Consider the following 21,955-nt stretch of genomic DNA (forward strand, 5'->3'; position numbering starts at 1 on the left):
GAATAACTTTTTTATTATCTTCACATGATTGCCGCACCTGCGAAAGCCGTACCTAGCTTTTTGAGTCATCTGTGGAGAAAGACGTTCGTATGGTTGTCATTAATTCTGCAGGATCATTGAAACCTGGAAAAAAGGTTAGATTTTAGAGCAGAAGATCGAGAAATAGCTCAGCCACATTAATTTATTTTATTGCCTTTATCACAATTTGTTTTTAAACCACTCTGCTCCCAAGCTGTACCTCAATGCATCAAAAAAATGAGATATTATTATTCGCTAAGATGATAATTGTATTTGTAGGTGCGACTTTGTTGTAACATAATAAAAAGTAAGTTGGGAACTTATATAGACAAATGGTTTCTATTTTTTTCAAGGGATGAAAGGAACATATATGAAATATAAACGTATTATGGTAGCTGTGGATAGAAGTAATATTTCAAATTTAGCTTTAAAAGAAGCAATCCAATTAACTAAAGATCTGGGCTCAATTTTAAGAGTTATACATGTTGTTGATGAAAACATTGTTCAGTTTAGTGATGGATTTGTTGATGTAAATAATTTATGGGCTGCGTACAAAGAAGAAGCCCAAGAATACATGCAAAAGTTAAATCGGGATATTAAAGAGGAATATATACAATTCGAAACTCATTTAGTAGTCCTAAAGACTTTAGAAGGTCATCTACCTGAAAAAATTATTAAGGAAGCTGAGGAGTGGAAGGCAGATTTACTTGTTATTGGCACCCACGGACGTCGTGGATTTAGTCGCTTCTTCTTAGGAAGCATAGCAGAAAAACTGCTCAGGATTGCAACCTTGCCGATTCTCTTAATACGTGGAAATTCAAATAAAAGAGTTTGAAGGTTACAATGTAATACGATTGGCAGTATTCATAATGGGTTGTGATCATAATTGAGTAAAAAATGACTCTTAATCTCTTGGTCACACATCGAACCCTATACGCTACGGTCTATCAATAAAATTAAAAAACTCCAGCCAAGCCTCTGACTTGACCGGTTTTAATATTTAATGAAATATTCCTTATTCATACTGAAAGATTTAGATTCTTTTACAGACCCCTCAAACTCTTCTAATTCGGTTCTATCAAACGAAGCATTAACAGTTTTAAAAATTTCATTAACATCTTGAATTGAATCGCTTTTAACCGTTAATTCTTCCTTTAATTGTCCGTCGTTGCCAATGAGTTGTTGATGAAAATGGCGCAGGTAATTACGGAAAGAATGTTGTTTGTAGCTGCTGTAATTTTCACTAACAATTAAATGGTCGATTGTCTCTACTAAAGTTGTAGAAAAAGATTGGGTGAACTGAAGCATTTTTTCGCCATCCATCTCCTCTCCACTCTCTAATAAATGCCTGATTGCTTGATTCATTATGAAGCGCAGATGATGTTCCCATGCATTCATGGTTTGGCGAGCATGCCTTTTCCCATTAGCATTATGACTAAAGAAGAATGAACTATCGTATTTACCAGCTTTTGTCTCATAAGCTTTTTGATAGTTTTTTCCTTGCTGTATAACCGCCTCAATATTATGGATCACACTAAATAATTCTTTTATTTGGGCTGTTTGATCGCTTGTAATACGTTTCATCAATAATCGAGAATTATATATATTTAATGTTGAAAGGTTTGCAAGATCTGCGACAAGATCCAATTGTGTATCTTTTTGTTGTACTGAAGTAGTAAGTGTTCGATTTTGTCTATCTCTTTGGAAAAGAGCCTTTTCATTTTCTGCATTAAGTCGTTTCAAACTTAAATTTTCTTTTTTGGTGTCGGTTAATTCAACACCTATTCTTCTCAACTCCTCCTGTAAATCATTATATTCATGTATGCTCACTGCTGGGCGAGATAAATAGTTTCTGACAATTTGAAAAAAGCCGGCAGTTTGGTGTTCCTCTTCAAGCATTTTTGTTTCAAAGTTGCTGCTCTCAATAAGAACAAAGCCTTCTTCCTCGGCAACATCATGAGTTTGTAATTCAAGGGCCTGGATAATTTGTGCAACAACAGTGCGACGTCGTTGCAGAACATCAATCAGTTTTTTTATGGTTTCATCCTGAGATTGCTGTGCTTGTTGAATCAGTTCATCATATTCGGCCAAGATATTTTTTTGTTTTACTAAAATAAGCTCGGCTTGACGATTCAATTCTTTTGCTTGTGCTCGAGAAATATCTGATTGAAAAGCACTATTTGCCATATCAAACTCGTCGCCAAATAGGATGTTTCCGCGCTGTACGACTTCATTGGCTTCTTTACTGAAGTCTTTTAGTGCATCAAAGCAATCAAATGGAATACTCGCAAATGCGGCACTAATTTGTCGCGATGCAGTGATAAAACAATTTCGTACTTGAACTAGGGGACGTTTATCTAAGTAAAAAGGTTCCCATAAACTACGGGCTGAACTGGAAGATTTACTTCGCTCTCGGTAAACCTTACCACAATCTGCCTCAAACTTTTCCAAACAAACATGTAACTCACTTTTGACATGATGAATGTCTTTCAAGTAAGGTTCGGACAATTTTATAAAATCATTAAAGTAACTGATTTTGTTGCTGCTTGTGAACTGATGAAGTCTTTTTAGCTCATTTTGCAAGACACGCAATTTATCTCTCAACTGTAACAGCTTAATTAAGTTGTCTCGTTGTCCTTGTTCAAACTGTTCCCATAAAAAATTACCCTTCTCAGGTAATTGATAATCAAGTCCTTTATAAAGATGGAGGTAGGCATCTTCTTGAAAGGCAGAGGCAGGGTAGCCAAATAGTACTGACACAAAGTGGTCATCAATAACTTTTTGTTCTGTGGAAGTCAGAGTGGCTATACCAACTTTTGCGTACAGATCCTGCAAATGCGTCGCATCAATTTGATTTTGCCTACTAAATAATGGCAGCATGTGATTATCAATTCCAGCAAGCAATTCATTTAGCTGTTGAGTAGTATCTTCGATAGTTTGGTAATAGGTATCAATTTTATTTTCTTGATCTACATCTTCATGTTGTGCAGCTGCAAATATACGCTCAAGGGCAGACTTGCATGAAATAAGTTTCTCATCTTGGCTGCTAGTACTTTGGATGTCATTGTGCCTAAGTAATTCGACAGTAAAAAGTTCAATTCGTGTTTTGTATTTTTCTTGTTCCTGAATGGGTTTTTCCAATGCTTGGCGGCAAAGGTGAGCCAATAGAATCATGGCTATAACTTTGCCATGCGAAATGTCATTCAAATTGGCACGGCCAAAATAACGGTTTTGATTATCTGCAATGTACTGATAACACGTATTGTATACAAAGTTAAAGTAGTCACAGTTGCTTTTAATTTCCTTTGAATGATTTTGTTCTTGTATTCTCCTGGACATGCTGGATAATCCACCTGGCTGAGGATATTCCAATCCCTCTATCATCCCTTCTTTATAGGTCAAACCAAATGTATAGCCCCAACCTTGGTGTTCCACAGGGATTTCAACGATGCTGGTGTGGGCAATATCCATGACTTTTACTTGTAAATCTTTATAGATCGTCAAAATTTCACGGATTAATGGAGTTTCTCTGAATCGAATGGTTGGCATAATTAACCCTGTAAGTATAGAAATTTTTTATAGCGGTAGTTTATAAAAATTTTCTTAAGTTTTTATTAACAAAGGTGCTTTTTTCCATAAAAGGAGCGGATTATTAAGAATTTCTTATTCTTGAGATAAATATCTATTTAAAAATTTTACACTCCGTTGCAAATTAATTCAACCACCAAATCAAGAAAATAAAATTTGACCTATAGTATTAACAAGAAATATTTGAAGTCGACGGATGTAATAATGGGCATGTTATCTGAATATTTAATTTATTCTATAGAAAAAAATTATAGACAAAAGCAGGCGCTTATATTTGAAAACGCCAGTGTTTCCTATGAAGAGTTAGAAAGAGCCGCGAATCGCTTTGCGAACTTTTTATCGCAAGAAGAAATTAAGGGCGAACGTATTGCTTTTATGCTTCCTAATTGTGTTGAAATCATTTCTATTTATCTTGGCTGTTTTAAGACGGGTTGTATTGCAATGCCTATAAATCGTCGTTATGCACCCCATGAACTGGAAAGAGTGCTTCAGGATGCTGAGCCTTGTTATTTAATTATTGAGGAGAAAAAATTATTTTTACTGGAAGACATTAATTTAGCCGCAACACACATTAAAGAGGTGTTTGTTATTGGCAGTAAAGGGAAGTCTAGTGAATACTCTTTGTTTCAAGATATCATGAATACATCGTCTGAGTTCCCAATATCGGAGCTTCCCAATAATAATCCTGCCGTGATTTTTTATACTTCAGGTTCTACTGGACAACCGAAAGGGGTAGTCCATACTCTAAACTCAATTGAAGCAATATTAGATTCAACTTTCAGATGCTTTAGATACGATTACTGCGCAAGATAAAATAATCGTGTGTGAACCACAATGCCATATAAGCGGCTTCATGGAAACCTTTGCTACTTTATCACGAGGTGGCACTGTTCTTGTCTATGATGGTTTTTATCTGGATGGTTATCTAGATGGATTAATGAAACACAAGCCGACTTTGGCTGTTCCACATATTGATACCCTGATGAAACTTTTGGATTCTGGACGTTGTACCTCGGATACTTTTGTCTCACTACGCGGGGTGTATACAGGAGGGAATGTATTACCTGAAGCAGTTCAAAAGCGATTTATTGCCTGTGCCGGGAAGCCGATTCATGTGGGTTATGGAATGACCGAGGGTATTTGGATGACAGTTTGTATGGAAGAGAACCCTAAAAGTGGTTGTATTGGTAAACCTCTTCCTGGAGTACAACTACGTTTGGTGGATAAATCGGGCAAAGAAGTTCCGCAAGGGGAGGATGGGGAAATCTTGGTCAAGGGGGATATGCTCATGTTGAATTATTGGCATAATCCAAACGAGACACAAAAAGCATTTATAGAAGGTTGGTTTAAAACGGGTGATAGCGCAAAGCAAGACAAGCAAGGGAATTATTATTTTACCGGGCGTATTAAAAATATAATTATTCGGAATACGTCAAATATAATGCCAGGTGAAGTTGAGACTGCGATTTATCAGCACCCTGCAATTAAGGCTGCTGGAGTAATAGGCATTCCTGATCGTCATGAAGGAGAGGTACCTGTCGCATTTGTGGTACTAAAAAGTGGTAAGAAATTGACTGAATCAGAACTTAGCCAATACCTAACCCAATTTATAGCAAAATATAAAATTCCGGTAAAAATATATTTTATTGAGGATATGCCATTGACTAATAGCGGAAAAATAAGCCATAAAAAACTTTATGATTATTTACCGCAAACAAACAGTGGTGACTCTAATAAACGAACTTAGGAATGGGAATAAATGAGCATTAAAGCAATTGTCGGATTCTCTTTAGCAACTGGATAGTTTGTTCGATTCTGTGGTTTGCGTCATTTCACTATCTGCTTTCTGTCGTTCATTTCTTCTTTGCATCATCAGTTTCTGGCGTGCCTTTTTTTGTTTATTAACCATTAAATCAATACGATTTTGTTTTGCATTTTCCAAAAAATTAAGCATGCTCAGTTGTTTTATACTTATTTGGTCATTTGGATCCTGCCAATCTCTATTTTTATGTAAGGTCCTGCGTACATTAGAGCTGGAATACCATTTGCCATGACAATAGGAATACTTCTTTTTATCCGTTGAGGGAGAAAAAAGTGTACCAGCATAATAATCAATAAATGCATCGAATAGAACCAAGTTGCTATTGAATTTTTCCGCTAAGGTCTTCTGATTCCCTTTATTATTACAAAAATAAAGTTTTATATTACTAATCTTATGATGCACATAAACAAAATCACAGTTAAAGCGCTCTGCTATTTTATCAATGCCAAGATAGGTAGGTTGATTTGTACTAGAACAAGTGCTGGCCAGCTGAAAATATTCCAATAAATTATCAACTCCATGTGCAAGTACATAAATGGTGAGGTAGTCATGTTCCATTAATTTATAATTTATGGGCTTGCCATGCTGTACTATAACTATGTTTTCATCATTAAGTGTTTCTTTCCAATGCAGTGCGTGAGCAATGAGATCATTTTCTTCATGGAATGGGATATAAAGGATTATCATGTCAGTAACTATCCGTTGTTTATTCCGAGCTCTTGAGAAATGATGAGTGTAGCATTTTGATAATGAATTGTTCACACAGATGAAGTTGTTCAATCGCAACGAACTCATCAGCACGATGAGCCTGCTCTATGCTGCCTGGACCGCAAACAATAGTAGGTATTTTCGCCTGTTGGAATAAGCCTGCTTCAGTGGCATAAGCCACTTTTATTTTTTTTTCATTGCGACAAATTGATTGGGCAGCATGAACAATTGGTTCAGATGGGTGGGTATCCAATCCAGGGGCTTCAGCGAGGGTTTCTAAAATCACATTCGTGTTTAATTGTTCTTTACGGAGGGTAGGGAGTAATTCACTATCTATGAAATCAATTATTTGTTGATGAAGTTGAGCGGGGTTATCAATCACCAAGTTTCTAATTTCAAAAACAAATTCACACAAACTGGGAATCGTATTATACGCATTCCCACCCTGAATGAGATTCGTGGATACTGTAGTATAAGGTACATCATAAGACTCATCTCGATTTCCTTGAGATTGAAATTGGTGAGCCATTTTACGAAGGTAAGAAATAAATGATGCAGCATGCTCTATTGCATTACATCCTTCAGGGGTCAATGATGAATGAGCCGCCACACCATGGATTTGACAGCGATAGCATTGTATTCCTTTATGTCCGATTACAGGTTGCATGGAGGTTGGTTCACCCACAATACATGCTTTGGGTTTATAATTTAGTTTTGTCATTCTCTCAATGAGGCTCGGCGCGCCAAGGCAACCAATCTCTTCATCATATGAAAAAGCAAAATGTACTGGGAATTTGAGGTTAAGCGCTTGCAATTGGGGGATAAGGTTCATCACTACTGCAATGAAACCTTTCATGTCGCACGCCCCTCTACCATATACTTTTTGGTCTTTAATCGTTGCCTGAAATGGATCGCTACCCCAGGTTTGCCCATCAACAGGTACTACATCTGTATGACCCGATAAAATAAGTCCACCCTCAAGTCGACCAAGACGATCGGGGATAGAGGCGAGTAAATTTGCTTTAAGTCCTTTGTCGTCATGGATTAAAATGGGATTAATCTTATAGTCATTTAATGTATTTGCCAGCGTCTCTATCAGAGATAAGTTGGAATTGCGTGAGGTGGTATCAAAGGCGATAAGTTTTTTCAGCCAGTCCAGGGTATTCATATATATTCCTTTTTAAATAAGTGGCAGAGTCATGAATGTGCCGCGATTCAAGAATTATAATCTTTCTCAATATACAAAACACCAAAAAGCACAAGCCTATAATTTTTTCTCTGATATCCTGATTGTGACATTTTACATGAAGCAGTCTACACTCTGGATAGTGGAATTTTTAATCAGTTGATTGAGCGTGAGAGCGTCATTGTATCTATTATTGGTTACATAAGGAAATGAACAAAATGAAAATGATGAAAGCTGTGCAAGTAAATAAGTCAGGAGAATGGGAGTCCGTTGAAAAAGACATTGTGATGCCGGCAGCAAGTCAAGTACGTATTAAAGTTGAAGCATGTGGTGTATGTCATTCGGATGTCTTTGTGAAAGAAAATTTGTGGCCTAATCTTCAGTTCCCAAGAATTCCAGGACATGAGGTGGCAGGAGTAATTGATGCGGTTGGGACTAATATTACTCAATGGAAACCAGGTCAACGTGTTGGGGTAGGTTGGGCCGGCGCTCTATGCGGTCAATGTCTTTCCTGTCGCCATGGTGATTTTATTCTATGTGAAAACCACCAAATCACAGGATTACATTATGATGGTGGATATGCCCAATATATGATAGCTCCAGTTGAAGCACTTGCTGCCATTCCTGATGAACTTTCTTTTGCTGATGCTGCGCCATTAATGTGTGCCGGTGTAACAACTTTTAATGCGCTGCGACATAGTTTTGCTCGTCCAGGTGATTTAGTTGCAATACAAGGCGTGGGAGGACTAGGGCATCTGGGCGTTCAATTTGCTAATAAAATGGGATTTAAAACGGTTGCTCTATCCTCTGGGACTGACAAAGAAGAACTTGCTAAAAAGCTAGGGGCTCATATTTATTTAAACTCTGACGATCATGATGTTGTTCTTGAATTGCAAAAATTAGGTGGGGCCCGAGTTATTTTGGCAACAGCGCCTAGTGGCAAATCGATTTCTCCTTTAATTAATGGTCTTGCAAATAAAGGTGAACTTCTTATTGTTGGTGCTTCCAATGATCCAATTGAAGTGATAGCAACTCAGCTTATTGGTAACAAACGTTCGATTAGAGGGTGGCCATCGGGAAGTGCAATTGACATCGAAGAAACATTGAAGTTTTGTGCTTTGGCGGGGATTCGCCCCATGATTCAACAGTATCCACTTGCGCACGCGGAAGAAGCTTTTGAAGCGATGATGTCAAATAAAGTGCGATTTCGTTCAGTGATAATGATGAATGAAAAATAAATTATGGGAGCAGTATTGTTGCTCTATACTTAGTCATGTCTACTAAAATTATTTCACGGAGTGAAGTTATTATGAAAAAAATAGTATTAATTATTTGTTCGCTTACACTGTTCAATGCAGTTTCCTACGCAGAAAAAATAATAATTACTGGCAAGCCAATTATCCTGGAAAAACGAGGTGATATTTACTATGTGCCAAATGATTATGAATCTAGAAAATCTTATTACTATGTAATCGTAAATGGGGTACGTCAAGTGTGTTATATGGATAAGCAACCCGAATTATCTGCTTTAAATGTCTCAACACTTGAAGTCAATTACATTGGTTCATCATTGACTTGGGTTTGTTATCCTTTAGACCCTAATTATTTCGAAGCCCCATAAAAATATTCCAGGGTCAACAGACCTGATGTATCGTCATCCATATACACCTACCTCCCGCGGTGTGTACGCCGGAGGTAGGAATAAGGGATTTAGACCATCAAAAAAGTAGGCGATGCCGAGGCTCAATAACCTCCTGGGTTTTAGCTCAAAATATCTTCTTTTGGAGCGGATAAATTGAGTCCATTGACTACTTCTTGCAGCAATTTTGAATGAATGGGCTTGGTTAACACTTTATTCACTTCAGAACACAAAAGTTCATTTTCTACTTTACCGGAGGTATTGGTAGTTAGGCCAATAATTGGTATAGGATTTTTCTGTGTTTGTTTTTCCTGCTCGCGAATACAATGAATGATGTTCTTATCTGCCATGCCGGATATGCCTACATCAGTAATGATTAAATCAAAATCATTTGTTTCCAGCAGCTCTAAAGCATGTTCACCATCAATTGCCGAGTAGAACTGATATTTAGCCTGCTCTGCAACATTTTCAAGCATATGCAGAGAGATAATATTATCTTCTACGAGTAAAATTAGCGGTGAATTAGATTCTGTTTTCTCTTGCTGTAATTTACTTTCGTTTGTTCCATAGAGAGATGGGTTGTTCTCATTGTAGCCAATTTTCATCGTAAGGGTAAAATAAAAAGAGGAACCTTTTCCAACCTCACTTTCTAGATTTATTTCTCCACCTAATAGGCTTAAGTATTTTTGTGCTACGTGAAGCCCCACACCATAACCGCTATGTTGACTTTTATAAGAAGGAATAGCACGGAAAAAACGATCAAAAATCTTATTTTTTAATTCAGGAGGTATACCAATTCCTGTATCGATTACACTAAATCGGAGTTGGGCATAACTATTTTCATGAGAGAGAGTTTCTACTTTAATTGTAACAACACCGGTATCAGTGAATTTAATCGCATTGCCTACAAGATTTAGCAAAACTCGATGTAATTTTGTACCATCAGTAATAAAACTATTTGGTGTTGCTTCATCAATCTCAATATTCAATCTGATTTTCTTCATTTCCAGGGTTGGTTGTACAAGATGTGCAATATCCTTAATGTTTTTGCGTAATTCGAATAAATCCTCATGTACATCACGCTCCCTGAGGTTATCTGCTGTAACGATTTCCATTACACCGTTGAGCAAATCCAGTAATTGTTCACTACTTTCATGAATCCAGCGTGCATATTGTTTTCTTTCGGGGTCTTCGGCTTTTTCTTCTAAAAGTCGTGACATTCCCACAATACCACTTAATGGGGTATAAATATCATGGCTCATATTCTCTATAAATTCAGTTTTCGCCTGGTTTGCAACTTCTGCGTTTTCTTTAGCACGACGCAATGCGACTTCCATTTTTTTTCGCTCTGTGATGTCCAGAGAAATGCCTAAAACACCGATAATCTCATTTTTTTGATTGCGTAAGGGAACTTTTTGGGAATAATAAATACCCATTCCATTAGTCATGACCGCATATTCTTCAGCAGTATGTGGTATGCCTGTTTCCATTACTAATGTATTGAGTTTATTTAATTCTTCTGCCTGATCTTTCCATGGCATGTCGTAATTAGTTTTACCCACGATATCTTTTCTTGATTTCAAACGAGCGCTTTTAGCTTGTGAGTCGTTACAACCTAAAAATATATTATTTTTATCCAACCAATAAACATGCCCAGGCATTAAAGAAATTATATTTTCATAATAATCATGAACAGCTTGTAATTCATTTTTAAATTTTAATCTTTCTTCTTCAAGAGAAAGAGTTAATTGATGAATTTGGGCATTTTTTCGATTAATAATTTCTTGTAATTCTTTTATTTTTTCAGAATCCATTTTTCACCGTATAAATAATCTTAATAAGCGAGATGATGCATTATTAAGAAAAATATTGTTTAACTGTAAACACTATATTAATGGAGCACCTCATGACGAGTATACTAAACCATCCAAAATGAACTGTCTTTTTTTAATAATAGTGAGGATATTATAAACTATTTATGAGAAAAATGGTTATTTTTTCTTCAAAATGAATTATACTATTGCTATATTTTTAATTGGAAATTTCAATTTTTTGATTTTAATTCATCTAAATAATACTAATTCAAGTACGTAATATCATGATTTTAAATAATTTTAAAGCCACGAATGAATCGCTAGCGTACTGAAGTGATAAATTAAACACGAAGGAAATATGTAGATGCCAAAAGTTAGAGGCCCCAAAGACGGTACATTTGTTACCGCAAGTTTTGATTCAGTAAATAAAAGAGATAATAGTAAAAGTCGTTTTCCCTCTCTAAAGACTACGAAAGATTTAGTCCTTTTAAGTATCGTAGGAAATGAGTTTTGTGCCGGTGATTATTTAAGCGCTATTGTGCAACAATCTGTTGTTACACATCAAACTCCCGTTGAGCATACTGGTCCTAAAGGTAAAACAACATTTTTAATTGCTGATGAAATTTATTGGCACAATCTTAAGGGTAAGACTACGACTCCGGGCGAAGAAGAGGCGCTTAAGAATAAAGCTTTGGAAAAAGGTGAAAAGTATTTTGAGAGTAATTTAATAGCTTTCCTAGCTCCTTTGGGTATGAGTGTTGATGAGTTCGAACTTAAGTATCCTAAAGCATCAATGAATGAAAAAATTTCTATTATCAATCAGCTTGCTTTGGAGCAAGGAAAGAATTTCGAGATCGTTCGTTGGCATACATGGATAGCTCAGAATGATTTTAATAAAACATTAAAAGACATAATACCTTATTATGAGAGAGTAGAAGGTCTTAGAGATGCTATTGAAGATGCAGTCATTGACTTTGTGAAGCGTCATTCTAAAGATGGAGGAGATAGGGAGACATGGACCGAACGTTCTCGAGGCTATCTAACAGAAGAAAGTCCTTCTATTATGCTGTTGGCAGCGCAGTTAGGTTATAATTTTATTATTTATCCAGGGACTATTTTGCCTCCTTTTTCAGCAACAAAAGAGTACTTTATTGTTGATAATCATGTTGCTCGTATTGAAAAAGGCCATAGCATCAAAGACGAGTGTACTCACAATGAATTTTGTCTGCATACGGAGAATCCTTCCCGTTTGGTCAACTGGTTAGAAGTTAATTTTACTAGAAGCCATGTAGCTCCAAAATCACGCGAAGTTCCAAAACCACGTGATGTTACAACACCATCTAAAGTTTCAGAAACTCAAGAAGTTCCAAAACCACCAGAGGGGGGAGAAGTCCCAGTTGGAGTGAAATTACCAGGGGTAGGGAGTACAACATTAGAAGAGGTTACAAAATCAAAAGCTCTTACTTTTTTTGACCAAAGAAGATCTACCGTAGTTCCTCCTAGAAAAGTAAATAGACTCCTAATAACAGAGATTACAGATGAAGACGGAAGGGTATTGCAGGTGGTGCCTAAAACCGAGGACATCATTTCCTCAATAGTGCAGGGGATTTCTTATGCTCTTGAGAATCATATTCCTGGTCAGACGGGTAAATCAGAAAAACGTATACAAACTCCATTAACACATGTTTTTGAAGGTATTGCCAAAGGGGTTTTAGAAGCAGAGCATCTTTCTATGACAGATAAAGTAGAATTTTTAACCGAACTGGTTAATTCTTATGTTAATCGCTTGGTACATGAGGAGCGAGAGAACGCTCCTTCTAGAATGTCGATGATTATATAAAAATATCTCCAAGGCCCATATCGATCCGTTATATGGGTTTAATTTATGGTGCATACTGCTCCCAAATTATTTCAACATCTCAGGATTAAAAGGTTGTCCATTCACAAATATCTTTTGGTTTTCTAACTTGAAAGTAAGGACATAATCATTTCTTTCAATCTTTAAAAGACCTTTATTGACCAAATCTTGTAACAGTTTTTCTGCTTGGGTTGTCGCTTGATTATCCGGATTAGCGAGGATTTGTGTCGGGCTTATTGGACTTGGTGGTGCTGCCTGTGCATCTGGAGTGGTTTGCGTATTGTTGGCTAGATTATTCTTAATTGAAGTGGTCACAAGTGCTTTTACTGTTGTTATCGGCGCTTTAAAATACCCTTCGCCAGACATCTTTTGCATCATCTGAGACAGGTCATCGCCTTCGCTTTTTGGCAGTGAAATTTTAAAATTACCTATAATTTTACCATCTGGTACATTCAAAGCCATTTCCTTAAGTTCTAAAACTGCTCCTTTAGCAAGGAGTTTGGGTAATTCAGTTGCAAATGCAAGCGTAACTAAATTTGGGTCGCTATTATTTTGAATCAGATTGAATTCTTGTTGATTGATTTTCGCTGCAATGACTGGATCCAGATTTCTAAAACTTATGTGTAAAATACCTGGTCCATAATTCTGATTATCCGTATATAGATTTTGTAATGACAGCTTAAAATCAATGTCCATTGCATCATCATGAACATTAGAACCAGCCGATAAATCAAATCCTCCCAGGTCGAATACTTTTTCAGCTGCCAGATTGATTGTAATAGAAGGAATATTAAAACGAGATTGTCCAAGCCATAACCAGTCTTGATGTCGTTTAAATTGATAATCATAGGTTATCTCACCAATATCAAAGGCTAGATTATTCTTCATATTGGATGGATTATTGGCAGCTCCTTTGACTCCTGATAATCTTAAGTTACCATCAATATCATCAAGATTCGAAGAAACACTGAGCAAAGAAGATAAGCCCTGCCAATTTAACTGGAAGTCTCCTTCATTTTGTCCAATCCTGCCTTCTACGGCGAAGGAGGGAAGCGTATATCTAAAAATGGTTTTATTCAGATAATTAATAAAGGCTTCATAATGAGTTTCAGGTTGGGTTGTGACAAGACCTATTCCAAAGCGTAGGCCATGGTCTGTCGTTATAAAAGGTCCATGTTTGATAAAAATAGGGATGTCTATATCAAAATCAGCTGGTGGTTCAGTTTTGGTGACACCATTTTTATCTGTTATATTTTGTGCAGGGATATGCATCTTAAATGTTAAATTCGCTTTTGAGGAAAACCAGCCTCGGTGGTATTTATCTAAATGAACACTAAATGAAGAGGTTTTAGGAATTGAATTTATATTTTTACTTAAGGTATTCTCGATTGAGAAACCAATACCAAAGTAAGCTACTAGGATAAGCACTATTATAGCTATGATGAAACCAGTCCATTTTTTCATGAGTACCCACATTAAAATCCCTTTGTTAATATTATGTAGCCTAAAAATTTTATTTTGTAAATTAAATAGATATTTATCTTTATTTCACGCCCGCCCCAAATTTATAAAGACCAGAGTTCTGGCCTTGCTTTTAATAATTAAAACTTAAATTCTGGAGTATTTCCGGAATTGATCTAGGAGTTGGCATTGTAAAGAATGAATTGCGCATTATTTTTTTAATATACTCTTGATAACCTTCTGATTCAGCAACACTCTTTTGAAAATATTTTAAATTTAATAACTTGAACTGACAGCCCTGTTCGAGGATATTACTAAATTGGGCATCATCCATGCTGGAATATAAGCCGCCTAACTCTTCCCATAACTTTTCCTTGACTTCTTTTTTTATTGCATGCCAGATGGGGAGTAAATTGTTTTCAAGAAGTGAAAATAACTGCATTAATTCTCTATATTCTTTGACTGTCTGAGGGTTGGTAAACGATTCTAAATGTCTCATTGCTACTTGCTCAATAATTTTATCCCGTTTGGCGGCAATAGCAAAAGTTAATGCTTTTTCGAATGGAAAAAATTCATGATAGTCAGGTTCATAAACGAATACTTCGCCTGTTTCAAATTCATAGAACCATCCATGGATTGAGAGTTCTTTCTGCTCCAGTTTTTTCGCAATTAGTGGATATGACTTTAAATGTTCGATCTGTGCCAAAATGTTCAACTTGGTCGCTTGTCGTACTTTTAAAGTGAAATTATCTGAGTGAAGTTCTTTAGAGTCGTTCACTTGCTTTAAGACAGAGTGTGAATGAGTAAGCCATGAGGCGACTTCAGGAAGATGCTCCTGGAGATTAGGGGTTAACAAGCCTTTCATAGCACCACAATGGGAATGACCACAAATAATAATGTCTTTTATGCTATTAAGTTCGCTAAGAGCAAACATGAGTCCTGCTGCTTCACTTGAAGGAACGTGAGAGGGCGGTATGATATTTCCTACATTACGAATGACAAATAAATCACCAGGCTTAGTTTGTGTTAAAAGATTTGGCAATAAGCGTGAGTCAGAACAAGTAATGAATAAAATTTCAGGATTTTGCGCTGCACTTAATTTCTTAAAATCCTCCTCCATTTGTTTAAATGATTCATTTTGAAACTGACGTACCCCAAGCATCAATCTGATTAACATAAATACTCCCTTTTAAGTAAATGGCCGGTTATTGTACTACACAAGTAAGAATAAAGATTATTATTATTTCACAATTGTTAATTTGTATAACAAAATTGTAAAGAATAGCAAAAAGAGTTTTAGTTGGGAAGAATGGGTTTAAAGCAAATTAGAAGAATTTCATACACGTATTTTTTCTTTTCAGTGGTCAAGAAGTTGTTGGGTTGAATTATGCCGGTCCATAATAAAAGGCTGCTGTCATGTATTTATGCCGCAAAAGAGGTCGGCAAAAGTAAAAGACTTACAGCCTTACGTTAGTTCAAAGCAAGCCCTCAATTTTTGCTAAAAAACTGGTGTATTGCTAGGAGGCACTGAGTTGTAGAGTGCTTTCTGAAATGTTTGAGTAAGTGTTGCTCTTAGTTCGGAGCTTGGAGCACTCGTAATAATGCTCAATTGCTTGCCAATAAAGTCAATTAAGTTGTTTATTGTATTTTCGATTTTACTAGGCTTATTCATTAAGAAACTTTCTAACTGGATCACTAATTCTTCGATCGCTTGATTAAAATAATTTCTTGCTTCTGAGATTGTAGGGGTAACTGATATAGGGCTTTGATATCCATGACTAAATTGTTTATAAGGGCCAATCAGTTGTCCATGTTTAAAGTACAACTCCTTCACTTTACTAAATGCTCTGCTATGTCCGGGATCTATTTTAAGTACTTGTTGATACAGATCGAAAGTTAATACAATAGCATTTTGTTTTTGAATTCCATCCGCCCCATATTTACCGAAGAAATCGGCGATAAGAGAGAGTAAATTCGCCAAAAATTTTGGATTGGAGGAATCATTCGTTATTTTTTCCAGACTGGATTGCAAGGCTTTACTGTAAGGAAGCATGTCTTCTGATGCCTGTGATTGTGATGCAGTGCTAAAAAAACCTTGTGGTGCTGCACCAAATCCTAGAGCACTAAAGGATGGGCTTATCACTGTGCTCTGTGTCATTAATGGAGCCGAGGTTCCAACGAAATTTACTGGGGAAGGGGTAGGTGCAGGAGGTTGAACGACTCCAGAGCCCGTGTTTTGATAGTCTATTGAGACAATAGGATGGTAGGGGCTTAAATCAGACTCAACGTTTGTTTCTTCCAAATATGAAGTGGCATCAGTTTCCTCCGTCTCTTCCATATCTTCTAGCTGACTTTCTTCAGGGACGAGATGAATTAAGTTTTGGAGATCTTCCAAAATGGGATTTTCTTTTTCCTCCTCAGAAAGCAAGGCAAAGAGTCTTTTACATTCATGAACGAGTTCACTAATATCTTCATGATTAAAAAGAGTGAGTCTTGCAACATAGCTGAGTAGTTCGAGCTTTCGCAAAGTAGATTCAATGTTTACTTCCAGGAGTTTGTGTTTACTTATGTATTCAGACATTACTCTGAGGCTGCTTTCATCGTTTGTCTCTTTATAGTGGCGTTCAAGTAAATTTAAATAGCCTAGACTGCTTGAGAGCTTGGGACGGTTTTTTGTGGTCATCTGGAAGTCAATGGCTCGATTCATCCACTGAATCGCTTGTGGAAGCGTAAGAGTTGTTTCTTCACTATCTTCCTCTATACAATCGACTATCGCATCACTCACTTCTTCACAAACGGAGGCGAGCAGCTCTTTAGTTTTTTTAATCACTCCTTCTTCATTACTAATGGAGTGTTTTCTTCCCGCAAGATGTTCTTTGTGCGTAATTTCCATTTCATGCAGCAAACTGGGGATCTCTTGCCAATAGGTTGCAATGGCGATAATGTTTGAATCCTGAGCGTTACAACGTATTATTGTAAGCTTGGTTGTTAAAACCTCGGAGAGTACATAAACCAAAGCATCATAAAAATCAGTGTATCGAGCGTTGTTAGAAGCGGCATGTAAATAAAGAGTTTTTAGCGCCTCTGAGTAATGATTCAGTGCTTCTTCATATCTTTGCTCGTTATAAGCGAGATCCCCTTGTTGTTGTCTGAATGTATTAAAGTAAAATCCCATAATCGTTACTCGTAGCCAAAAAGGCTATTGTAACTTCGTAATTTTTTTATTCAACAAGTAAATATATATTTCAGTTATCAATAATTATTGAGAAGGTGTTTTATTTGCGCATTAAATAAGCGTTTTATTATTAGTTGCCGTTACTAATGCTAGGAAATGTTTTTTTACGATATAAAAATAGAAATTTTTTACTGGTTTTTATTGTGTATTCATGACTTGATTGAAAATCCGCTTTGCTAATCGTTTTAAGGGCACATGGTTCGTATTAGTAAGTATGATAATACTCACATGATCATCAATATGACGCTCCATCCAACTACTGTAGCCTCTTATAGCACCGTTTTTGAAAGCAAGGCGATTACCATAGATAGAGGAAACTTGCCACCCTAAAGACCATGCCCAATTTTTTTGACCTGCAAGTGTACCATTTTTTAAAAAGACAGGTGTCCACATTTGACGATAGGCTGCGGGTGTTAAGATTTTTCCGGCCGACATGGCGTTATCCCATTTTGCCATATCGCTGATATTCGATACGATACCACCCGAGCCCCACATTTGACGCCATGGATTTTGATTAGGGTTAGGAGTAATTTTGCCTTCTTTTGATTGATATCCTGTTGCCAGATTTGGAGGAAAAAGTGCATTAGGAAAACCAGTATGATACATCTCTAAAGGGTTAAAAATGGTATTTGATAAATAATCACCTAAAGTTTGGTGGCTCACATTTTCAATGACACGTCCTAACACTCTGTAGGCGAAATTATTATAGGTAGTTGCTGATCCCGGTGTAAATTGCATGGGTTTTTTAGCTAAGTCGTTCCATACATTAATCCAAGGAAGATGCGGCCCTTGATGCTGAGGAATACCACTAGAATGTGAAAGTAATTGCTGAATCGTCACACTCTGCCATTGTTTCGGTGCTCCGGATACGTAGTCCAAAACAGAATGATTTAAGTCTACCTTCCCTTGTTGTACCAGGGTCATCAGTGCAAAAGCAGTGATGACTTTAGAAACGGAGCCAATACCAAATAGTGTTTCTGCATCTACAGGGTCTTTTGTTTCAATATTGGCATAACCATATCCTTTTATGAGGAGAGGCTTGCCATCTTTGAGTACAGCTAATGCTAATCCAGGGACATTGTTTTTCTGCATAAAAATGGCGACTGCATTATCAATTCTCTGTTTTATTACTTCTGAAGTTGCATTGGCACATTGCAAAGGAATAAAAAGAGACACAAAAATAATAAATCGTAAGCTTTTTTTATACATTTAACTCACCTTATTCTTTTTCCATTAGCAACGTGTCAATAATCGAATGTTTTTTTGATGTTCGTATATAGAGAGTAGGTGACAGGAACAAAAAGTACCAAAATATTTTGGTACTTTCTTACTAAAATTGGATTAGATATAGGAAAATCCAGCCTCATTACTATGATCGGCTAAGTAGGGTTTCATAACGATGTCGCAAATCATTTCCATATCTTGCTGCATAATATCGGCTGCACAAAAATTAAGGGTGTACTTAGCCAAAATGTTGGACTCATCTGTATCAAGTAAAGATTTTTCTTGAGATGCAATTCCAGCGGCCAATGATTCGATTTTACTGTCTTTCCTTTGAGCCTGTCGAAGATAGCTTTTTGCAATGGGCTGCTTTTGTCGAATCTGAGAATCATAATATCCTAAAATTACTTGCAGATCCTCTTTTAACGCACACACATCACCAAATAAAGATTGATAAGGTTTCCCGGTGCTTACAGCATCTTGAAGTTTCTGAAAGCGATTTTCCATATTCTCGATAAACTCTCGATTGTCAGTTATTTTTGAATTTTGACGTGTATGAGAGGTGAGTACACTTTTACTAATATTAACCAATTGTTTAAAGTGAAATAAAATAGATTCAATTTCTTTCAAATCCGAAGAGTTAGTTAATATATGAAAAGCTTCTTTGCTGGGTTTGGGAATAGATTTGTCGTTAAAAAATTTTGATTCCATAGTATATATCTCGCTTAGTGTTTCTTTGTTGATCAGAGTGCGCATTATAATACCTAATTATACCTTATTGTGTCAAGTATTGGGGCAGTGTGGTTGTTAATTGTTCTTATCTGTGGTCGATAAACTAATGCAAATTATAGCGTTTGAACATTAAAGAAATCTTTGTGAAAAGATAAAAAATAATAGAATAAGGCAAAGTGTTGGGCGAATCGGCCCAACATTTGTCATATTAATAATTACTTATCGTAGTTCTAGCTTAAAAAGGATTAGATAATTGGCATCCCAGACCAAAGCATCCCATGTTGCTCGGGGGGGGAGTAGTGCAGGTTACAGGTCCGAAAGTAATTGAAGAAGGAGATGCGGTAACTGCTGTGGCAGTAGTTGTGCATGCTTGATTGCTGGTGGTCGAGGAGACAGTAATCTTGGCACCACGATAAATCAAAAACTGTGGCCACGGAGTTACCGTACTTATATTAGGAGCTAGTCCAGAATTTGCAGGTATCGTCACATTAATGGTTGGATGTTGTCCCGATGGGTAAGTAATTCGCACCTTAAATGATGACTGGGTAGGAGGAGTCGTACCAAATATGGTTAATAGAGTGCCATTTGTAAATCCTTGACATCCCGTTGCAGACACCATCTTATTATCTGGAATAAGACCTGCACTTTTTTGAACACAATTGGAGTTAAAAAGGCCGTAATTTTGTTCTGCTGTAGGGCCTGCTTTTGCGGGTTCATCATAGGCCTCAAAGGCAAGAGCTCCTATCTTATATCCCGATGTCTTGACAAAATTGTTTGTGTTCAATTGATAAAGAGTTCGGAAATAAGCAGTAGCATTGGGTACTGATGGTACACATGGGCCAGGAGAGTTACATGCATATCCTGCAGTAGTTCCCGCTGTTGCCCAACCTGTTTCTGCTGCCAATAGAACACGTCCCGATGTATAAAAGGGTTGTGGGTTTGACGTGGGTAAAGCAGGAGGGGTCGTTGACCCTACCACTTTTATGTAATCCCATGCGAGTGAATTGGTCTTTTGTACTGTTGAGCTTAATGGAGGTGTCCATACTGCTGCTGTTGCTGGAGCTACACCAAATTGAAAGGGGTAGGGATCGAAGGCCAAGGGAGCTGTAGAAGAATAAGAATTTATCAATGTTTGCATATCGGTGGAAATTGCAGGGCTTGGTGTGACGAAATTACCACTAAGGACTGCGGAACTAACAGGGGTTGTGAAACCTTGTGCAGTCAATGTGGCTCTTAAAGCAGATACTGCACTTGTTAAATAAGTAACATTTGAAGTGCCCGTGCATGGCGGAATCATATTGCCTGCGTTGCAGTAATTTTCATGTCCCGCAAAAACAAGGATGACGGTCTTATTAAATACAGCAGGGGTCACTGCCTGAATCACTGAGGTTAAAGTGGCTTGAGCGCAGGGAATATAATCTTGAGCACCTAATGGACATCCAGGATACATGCTGTCACTGGGTTGTTGAGGAATCACTGCCTCATAAATAACTTTCATTCCCAAAGCGTTTGCTTGCTTAATAATGTCTATCCAACTGTATGGTTCGGTTTGATAGGAGCGAACTGTGGTAAAACCAGCATTCTGCAATTGTTGAAGCTCTGCATAAACATTAGTTGCAGCGGAATTATTTAGTGTGCCCGTATAGAAAACATCGTGGAAATTGAATGGATAGTTATTGGTATAATGATTAGGATTATAATCAACACCGATCAGTTGATTGAATGAAAAGGATTGTACTGTGGTGGAGGTGCTAAGTTTATTGGAGTTTAGGTTGCCAAGTAATTCAGCTGCGAGGTTAAACGTGCCATTAGCAGGCGAATTGAATATGCCGACAATACTACATTGAGCACCGCTTGCTAAGGTTCCAGTTGTTCCCGATGGAACGCAACTGTTGCTAGTGATTGTGAAATTGGGATGGAGCGGATTATTATTTTGCGTTATATTTTGTGTAAAACTGACTGTTGAAGCATCATAATTTGTAAACGTAAAAGTTACCGTATAATTTGTATTGGCAAAGGTTTGACTTGGTAAAGGTTGAGCCGATGGAAAGTTGGTTGTCCCTAGAATACCCGCTGGAGCTGTTGTTGCTACTGTTGTTAACGCGGGTTGAACGTGAACTACGTTATTATCATACCCAGTGTAACCTACTAAAACCGTTTTTCGGCCAATACTGCCAGGTGTTATGGTAATGCTATAGCTACAGCTTTCATTAGGTTGCAGTTTTTTTCCTGTACATTGATCGTTGAACTGAAAGTCTACTCCAGTGGCAGTACATTCTTGATTAGGGGATGGGCATAGGATCGGGAATACCTGAAATGGTTTTTTAAATGCAAAAGGAAGATTATTGGTAAAGATATATGTAGAAGTGGCACTTCCTCCTAATGTAGAAATCCTTGCGGGGAAAGGTTTATCCAGAAAATGAAGCACAGGATTACCTGCATAGGTCTGGCTCATCATTAAAAATAAAGTGCTTGCTAATTGGAATTGGTTCATTTTCACTCTAATGTTCCCTTTAGTAGTAATAATTTCAACAATAAGAAATGCTATTTAAAATGGGGATGAGTGGTTGCATTAATATACGCAACTTAGGTCATCATGCTCATTTTTATGTAATACAGCGCAGCTTTTCTAATTCATTTTTTTAAGGCAAGAGACACATACTAATTAATGAA

General features: G+C 37.0%; 16 protein-coding genes. 6 read left to right on the forward strand and 10 right to left on the reverse strand.

Annotation, left to right across the window (positions count from 1 at the left end; genetic code table 11):
• Nucleotides 1-388 precede the first annotated feature (388 nt).
• Nucleotides 389-853, forward strand: coding sequence for a universal stress protein (locus Lpar_RS09550; RefSeq protein WP_058517730.1), 465 nt, complete (start codon nucleotides 389-391; stop codon nucleotides 851-853).
• 158 nt (nucleotides 854-1,011) lie between these two features.
• On the opposite strand, the gene Lpar_RS09555 is transcribed toward Lpar_RS09550, so the two are convergent.
• Nucleotides 1,012-3,567: a hypothetical protein gene (locus Lpar_RS09555; RefSeq protein WP_058517731.1), complete on the reverse strand. Its 2,556-nt coding sequence runs from the start codon at nucleotides 3,565-3,567 to the stop codon at nucleotides 1,012-1,014.
• Nucleotides 3,568-3,810: 243 nt separating this feature from the next.
• On the opposite strand from Lpar_RS09555, the gene Lpar_RS19535 reads away from it, so the two are divergent.
• The gene (locus tag Lpar_RS19535; protein WP_272947092.1) at nucleotides 3,811-4,419 is read left to right on the forward strand and encodes a class I adenylate-forming enzyme family protein; all 609 of its coding nucleotides are present in this window, start codon (nucleotides 3,811-3,813) and stop codon (nucleotides 4,417-4,419) included.
• A gap of 40 nt (nucleotides 4,420-4,459) precedes the next feature.
• Entirely contained in the window at nucleotides 4,460-5,353 is an 894-nt protein-coding gene (locus Lpar_RS19540) for a class I adenylate-forming enzyme family protein (protein ID WP_272947093.1), read from the forward strand.
• Between the two features lie 42 nt (nucleotides 5,354-5,395).
• On the opposite strand, the gene Lpar_RS09565 is transcribed toward Lpar_RS19540, so the two are convergent.
• Entirely contained in the window at nucleotides 5,396-6,115 is a 720-nt protein-coding gene (locus tag Lpar_RS09565; protein ID WP_058517732.1) for a hypothetical protein, read from the reverse strand.
• Between the two features lie 19 nt (nucleotides 6,116-6,134).
• A complete protein-coding gene (gene argE, locus Lpar_RS09570; RefSeq protein ID WP_058517733.1) occupies nucleotides 6,135-7,304 on the reverse strand; it encodes an acetylornithine deacetylase in 1,170 nt (389 codons plus the stop codon).
• A gap of 236 nt (nucleotides 7,305-7,540) precedes the next feature.
• On the opposite strand from argE, the gene Lpar_RS09575 reads away from it, so the two are divergent.
• The gene (locus tag Lpar_RS09575; protein ID WP_058517734.1) at nucleotides 7,541-8,560 is read left to right on the forward strand and encodes an alcohol dehydrogenase; all 1,020 of its coding nucleotides are present in this window, start codon (nucleotides 7,541-7,543) and stop codon (nucleotides 8,558-8,560) included.
• A 71-nt stretch (nucleotides 8,561-8,631) separates the two neighbouring features.
• Nucleotides 8,632-8,943 (forward strand): hypothetical protein, encoded by a 312-nt coding sequence (locus Lpar_RS09580; protein ID WP_058517735.1) that lies wholly within the window; start codon nucleotides 8,632-8,634, stop codon nucleotides 8,941-8,943.
• A gap of 140 nt (nucleotides 8,944-9,083) precedes the next feature.
• Here the strand turns inward: Lpar_RS09580 and Lpar_RS09585 are convergent, their stop codons facing one another.
• Nucleotides 9,084-10,775: an ATP-binding protein gene (locus Lpar_RS09585; RefSeq protein WP_058517736.1), complete on the reverse strand. Its 1,692-nt coding sequence runs from the start codon at nucleotides 10,773-10,775 to the stop codon at nucleotides 9,084-9,086.
• Nucleotides 10,776-11,139: 364 nt separating this feature from the next.
• Between Lpar_RS09585 and Lpar_RS09590 the strand changes: the two genes are divergently transcribed.
• A complete protein-coding gene (locus Lpar_RS09590; RefSeq protein WP_058517737.1) occupies nucleotides 11,140-12,615 on the forward strand; it encodes a hypothetical protein in 1,476 nt (491 codons plus the stop codon).
• Nucleotides 12,616-12,681: 66 nt separating this feature from the next.
• On the opposite strand, the gene Lpar_RS09595 is transcribed toward Lpar_RS09590, so the two are convergent.
• The 6 genes from Lpar_RS09595 to Lpar_RS09620 form a co-directional block, all read right to left on the reverse strand.
• The gene (locus tag Lpar_RS09595; protein ID WP_058519228.1) at nucleotides 12,682-14,097 is read right to left on the reverse strand and encodes a YdgA family protein; all 1,416 of its coding nucleotides are present in this window, start codon (nucleotides 14,095-14,097) and stop codon (nucleotides 12,682-12,684) included.
• Nucleotides 14,098-14,227: 130 nt separating this feature from the next.
• A complete protein-coding gene (locus Lpar_RS09600; RefSeq protein ID WP_058517738.1) occupies nucleotides 14,228-15,271 on the reverse strand; it encodes a carbonic anhydrase in 1,044 nt (347 codons plus the stop codon).
• Between the two features lie 321 nt (nucleotides 15,272-15,592).
• Nucleotides 15,593-17,269 (reverse strand): hypothetical protein, encoded by a 1,677-nt coding sequence (locus tag Lpar_RS09605; RefSeq protein WP_058517739.1) that lies wholly within the window; start codon nucleotides 17,267-17,269, stop codon nucleotides 15,593-15,595.
• Between the two features lie 198 nt (nucleotides 17,270-17,467).
• Nucleotides 17,468-18,538: a serine hydrolase domain-containing protein gene (locus Lpar_RS09610; RefSeq protein ID WP_058517740.1), complete on the reverse strand. Its 1,071-nt coding sequence runs from the start codon at nucleotides 18,536-18,538 to the stop codon at nucleotides 17,468-17,470.
• 132 nt (nucleotides 18,539-18,670) lie between these two features.
• Nucleotides 18,671-19,306 carry a hypothetical protein gene (locus tag Lpar_RS09615; protein ID WP_058517741.1) on the reverse strand — a complete coding sequence of 212 codons (636 nt, stop codon included), beginning with the start codon at nucleotides 19,304-19,306 and terminating at the stop codon, nucleotides 18,671-18,673.
• 211 nt (nucleotides 19,307-19,517) lie between these two features.
• Nucleotides 19,518-21,776 (reverse strand): glycoside hydrolase family protein, encoded by a 2,259-nt coding sequence (locus Lpar_RS09620; protein ID WP_058519229.1) that lies wholly within the window; start codon nucleotides 21,774-21,776, stop codon nucleotides 19,518-19,520.
• Nucleotides 21,777-21,955: the final 179 nt, after the last annotated feature.

Origin of the sequence: Legionella parisiensis (assembly GCF_001467945.1) — a bacterium.
GTDB lineage: Bacteria > Pseudomonadota > Gammaproteobacteria > Legionellales > Legionellaceae > Legionella > Legionella parisiensis.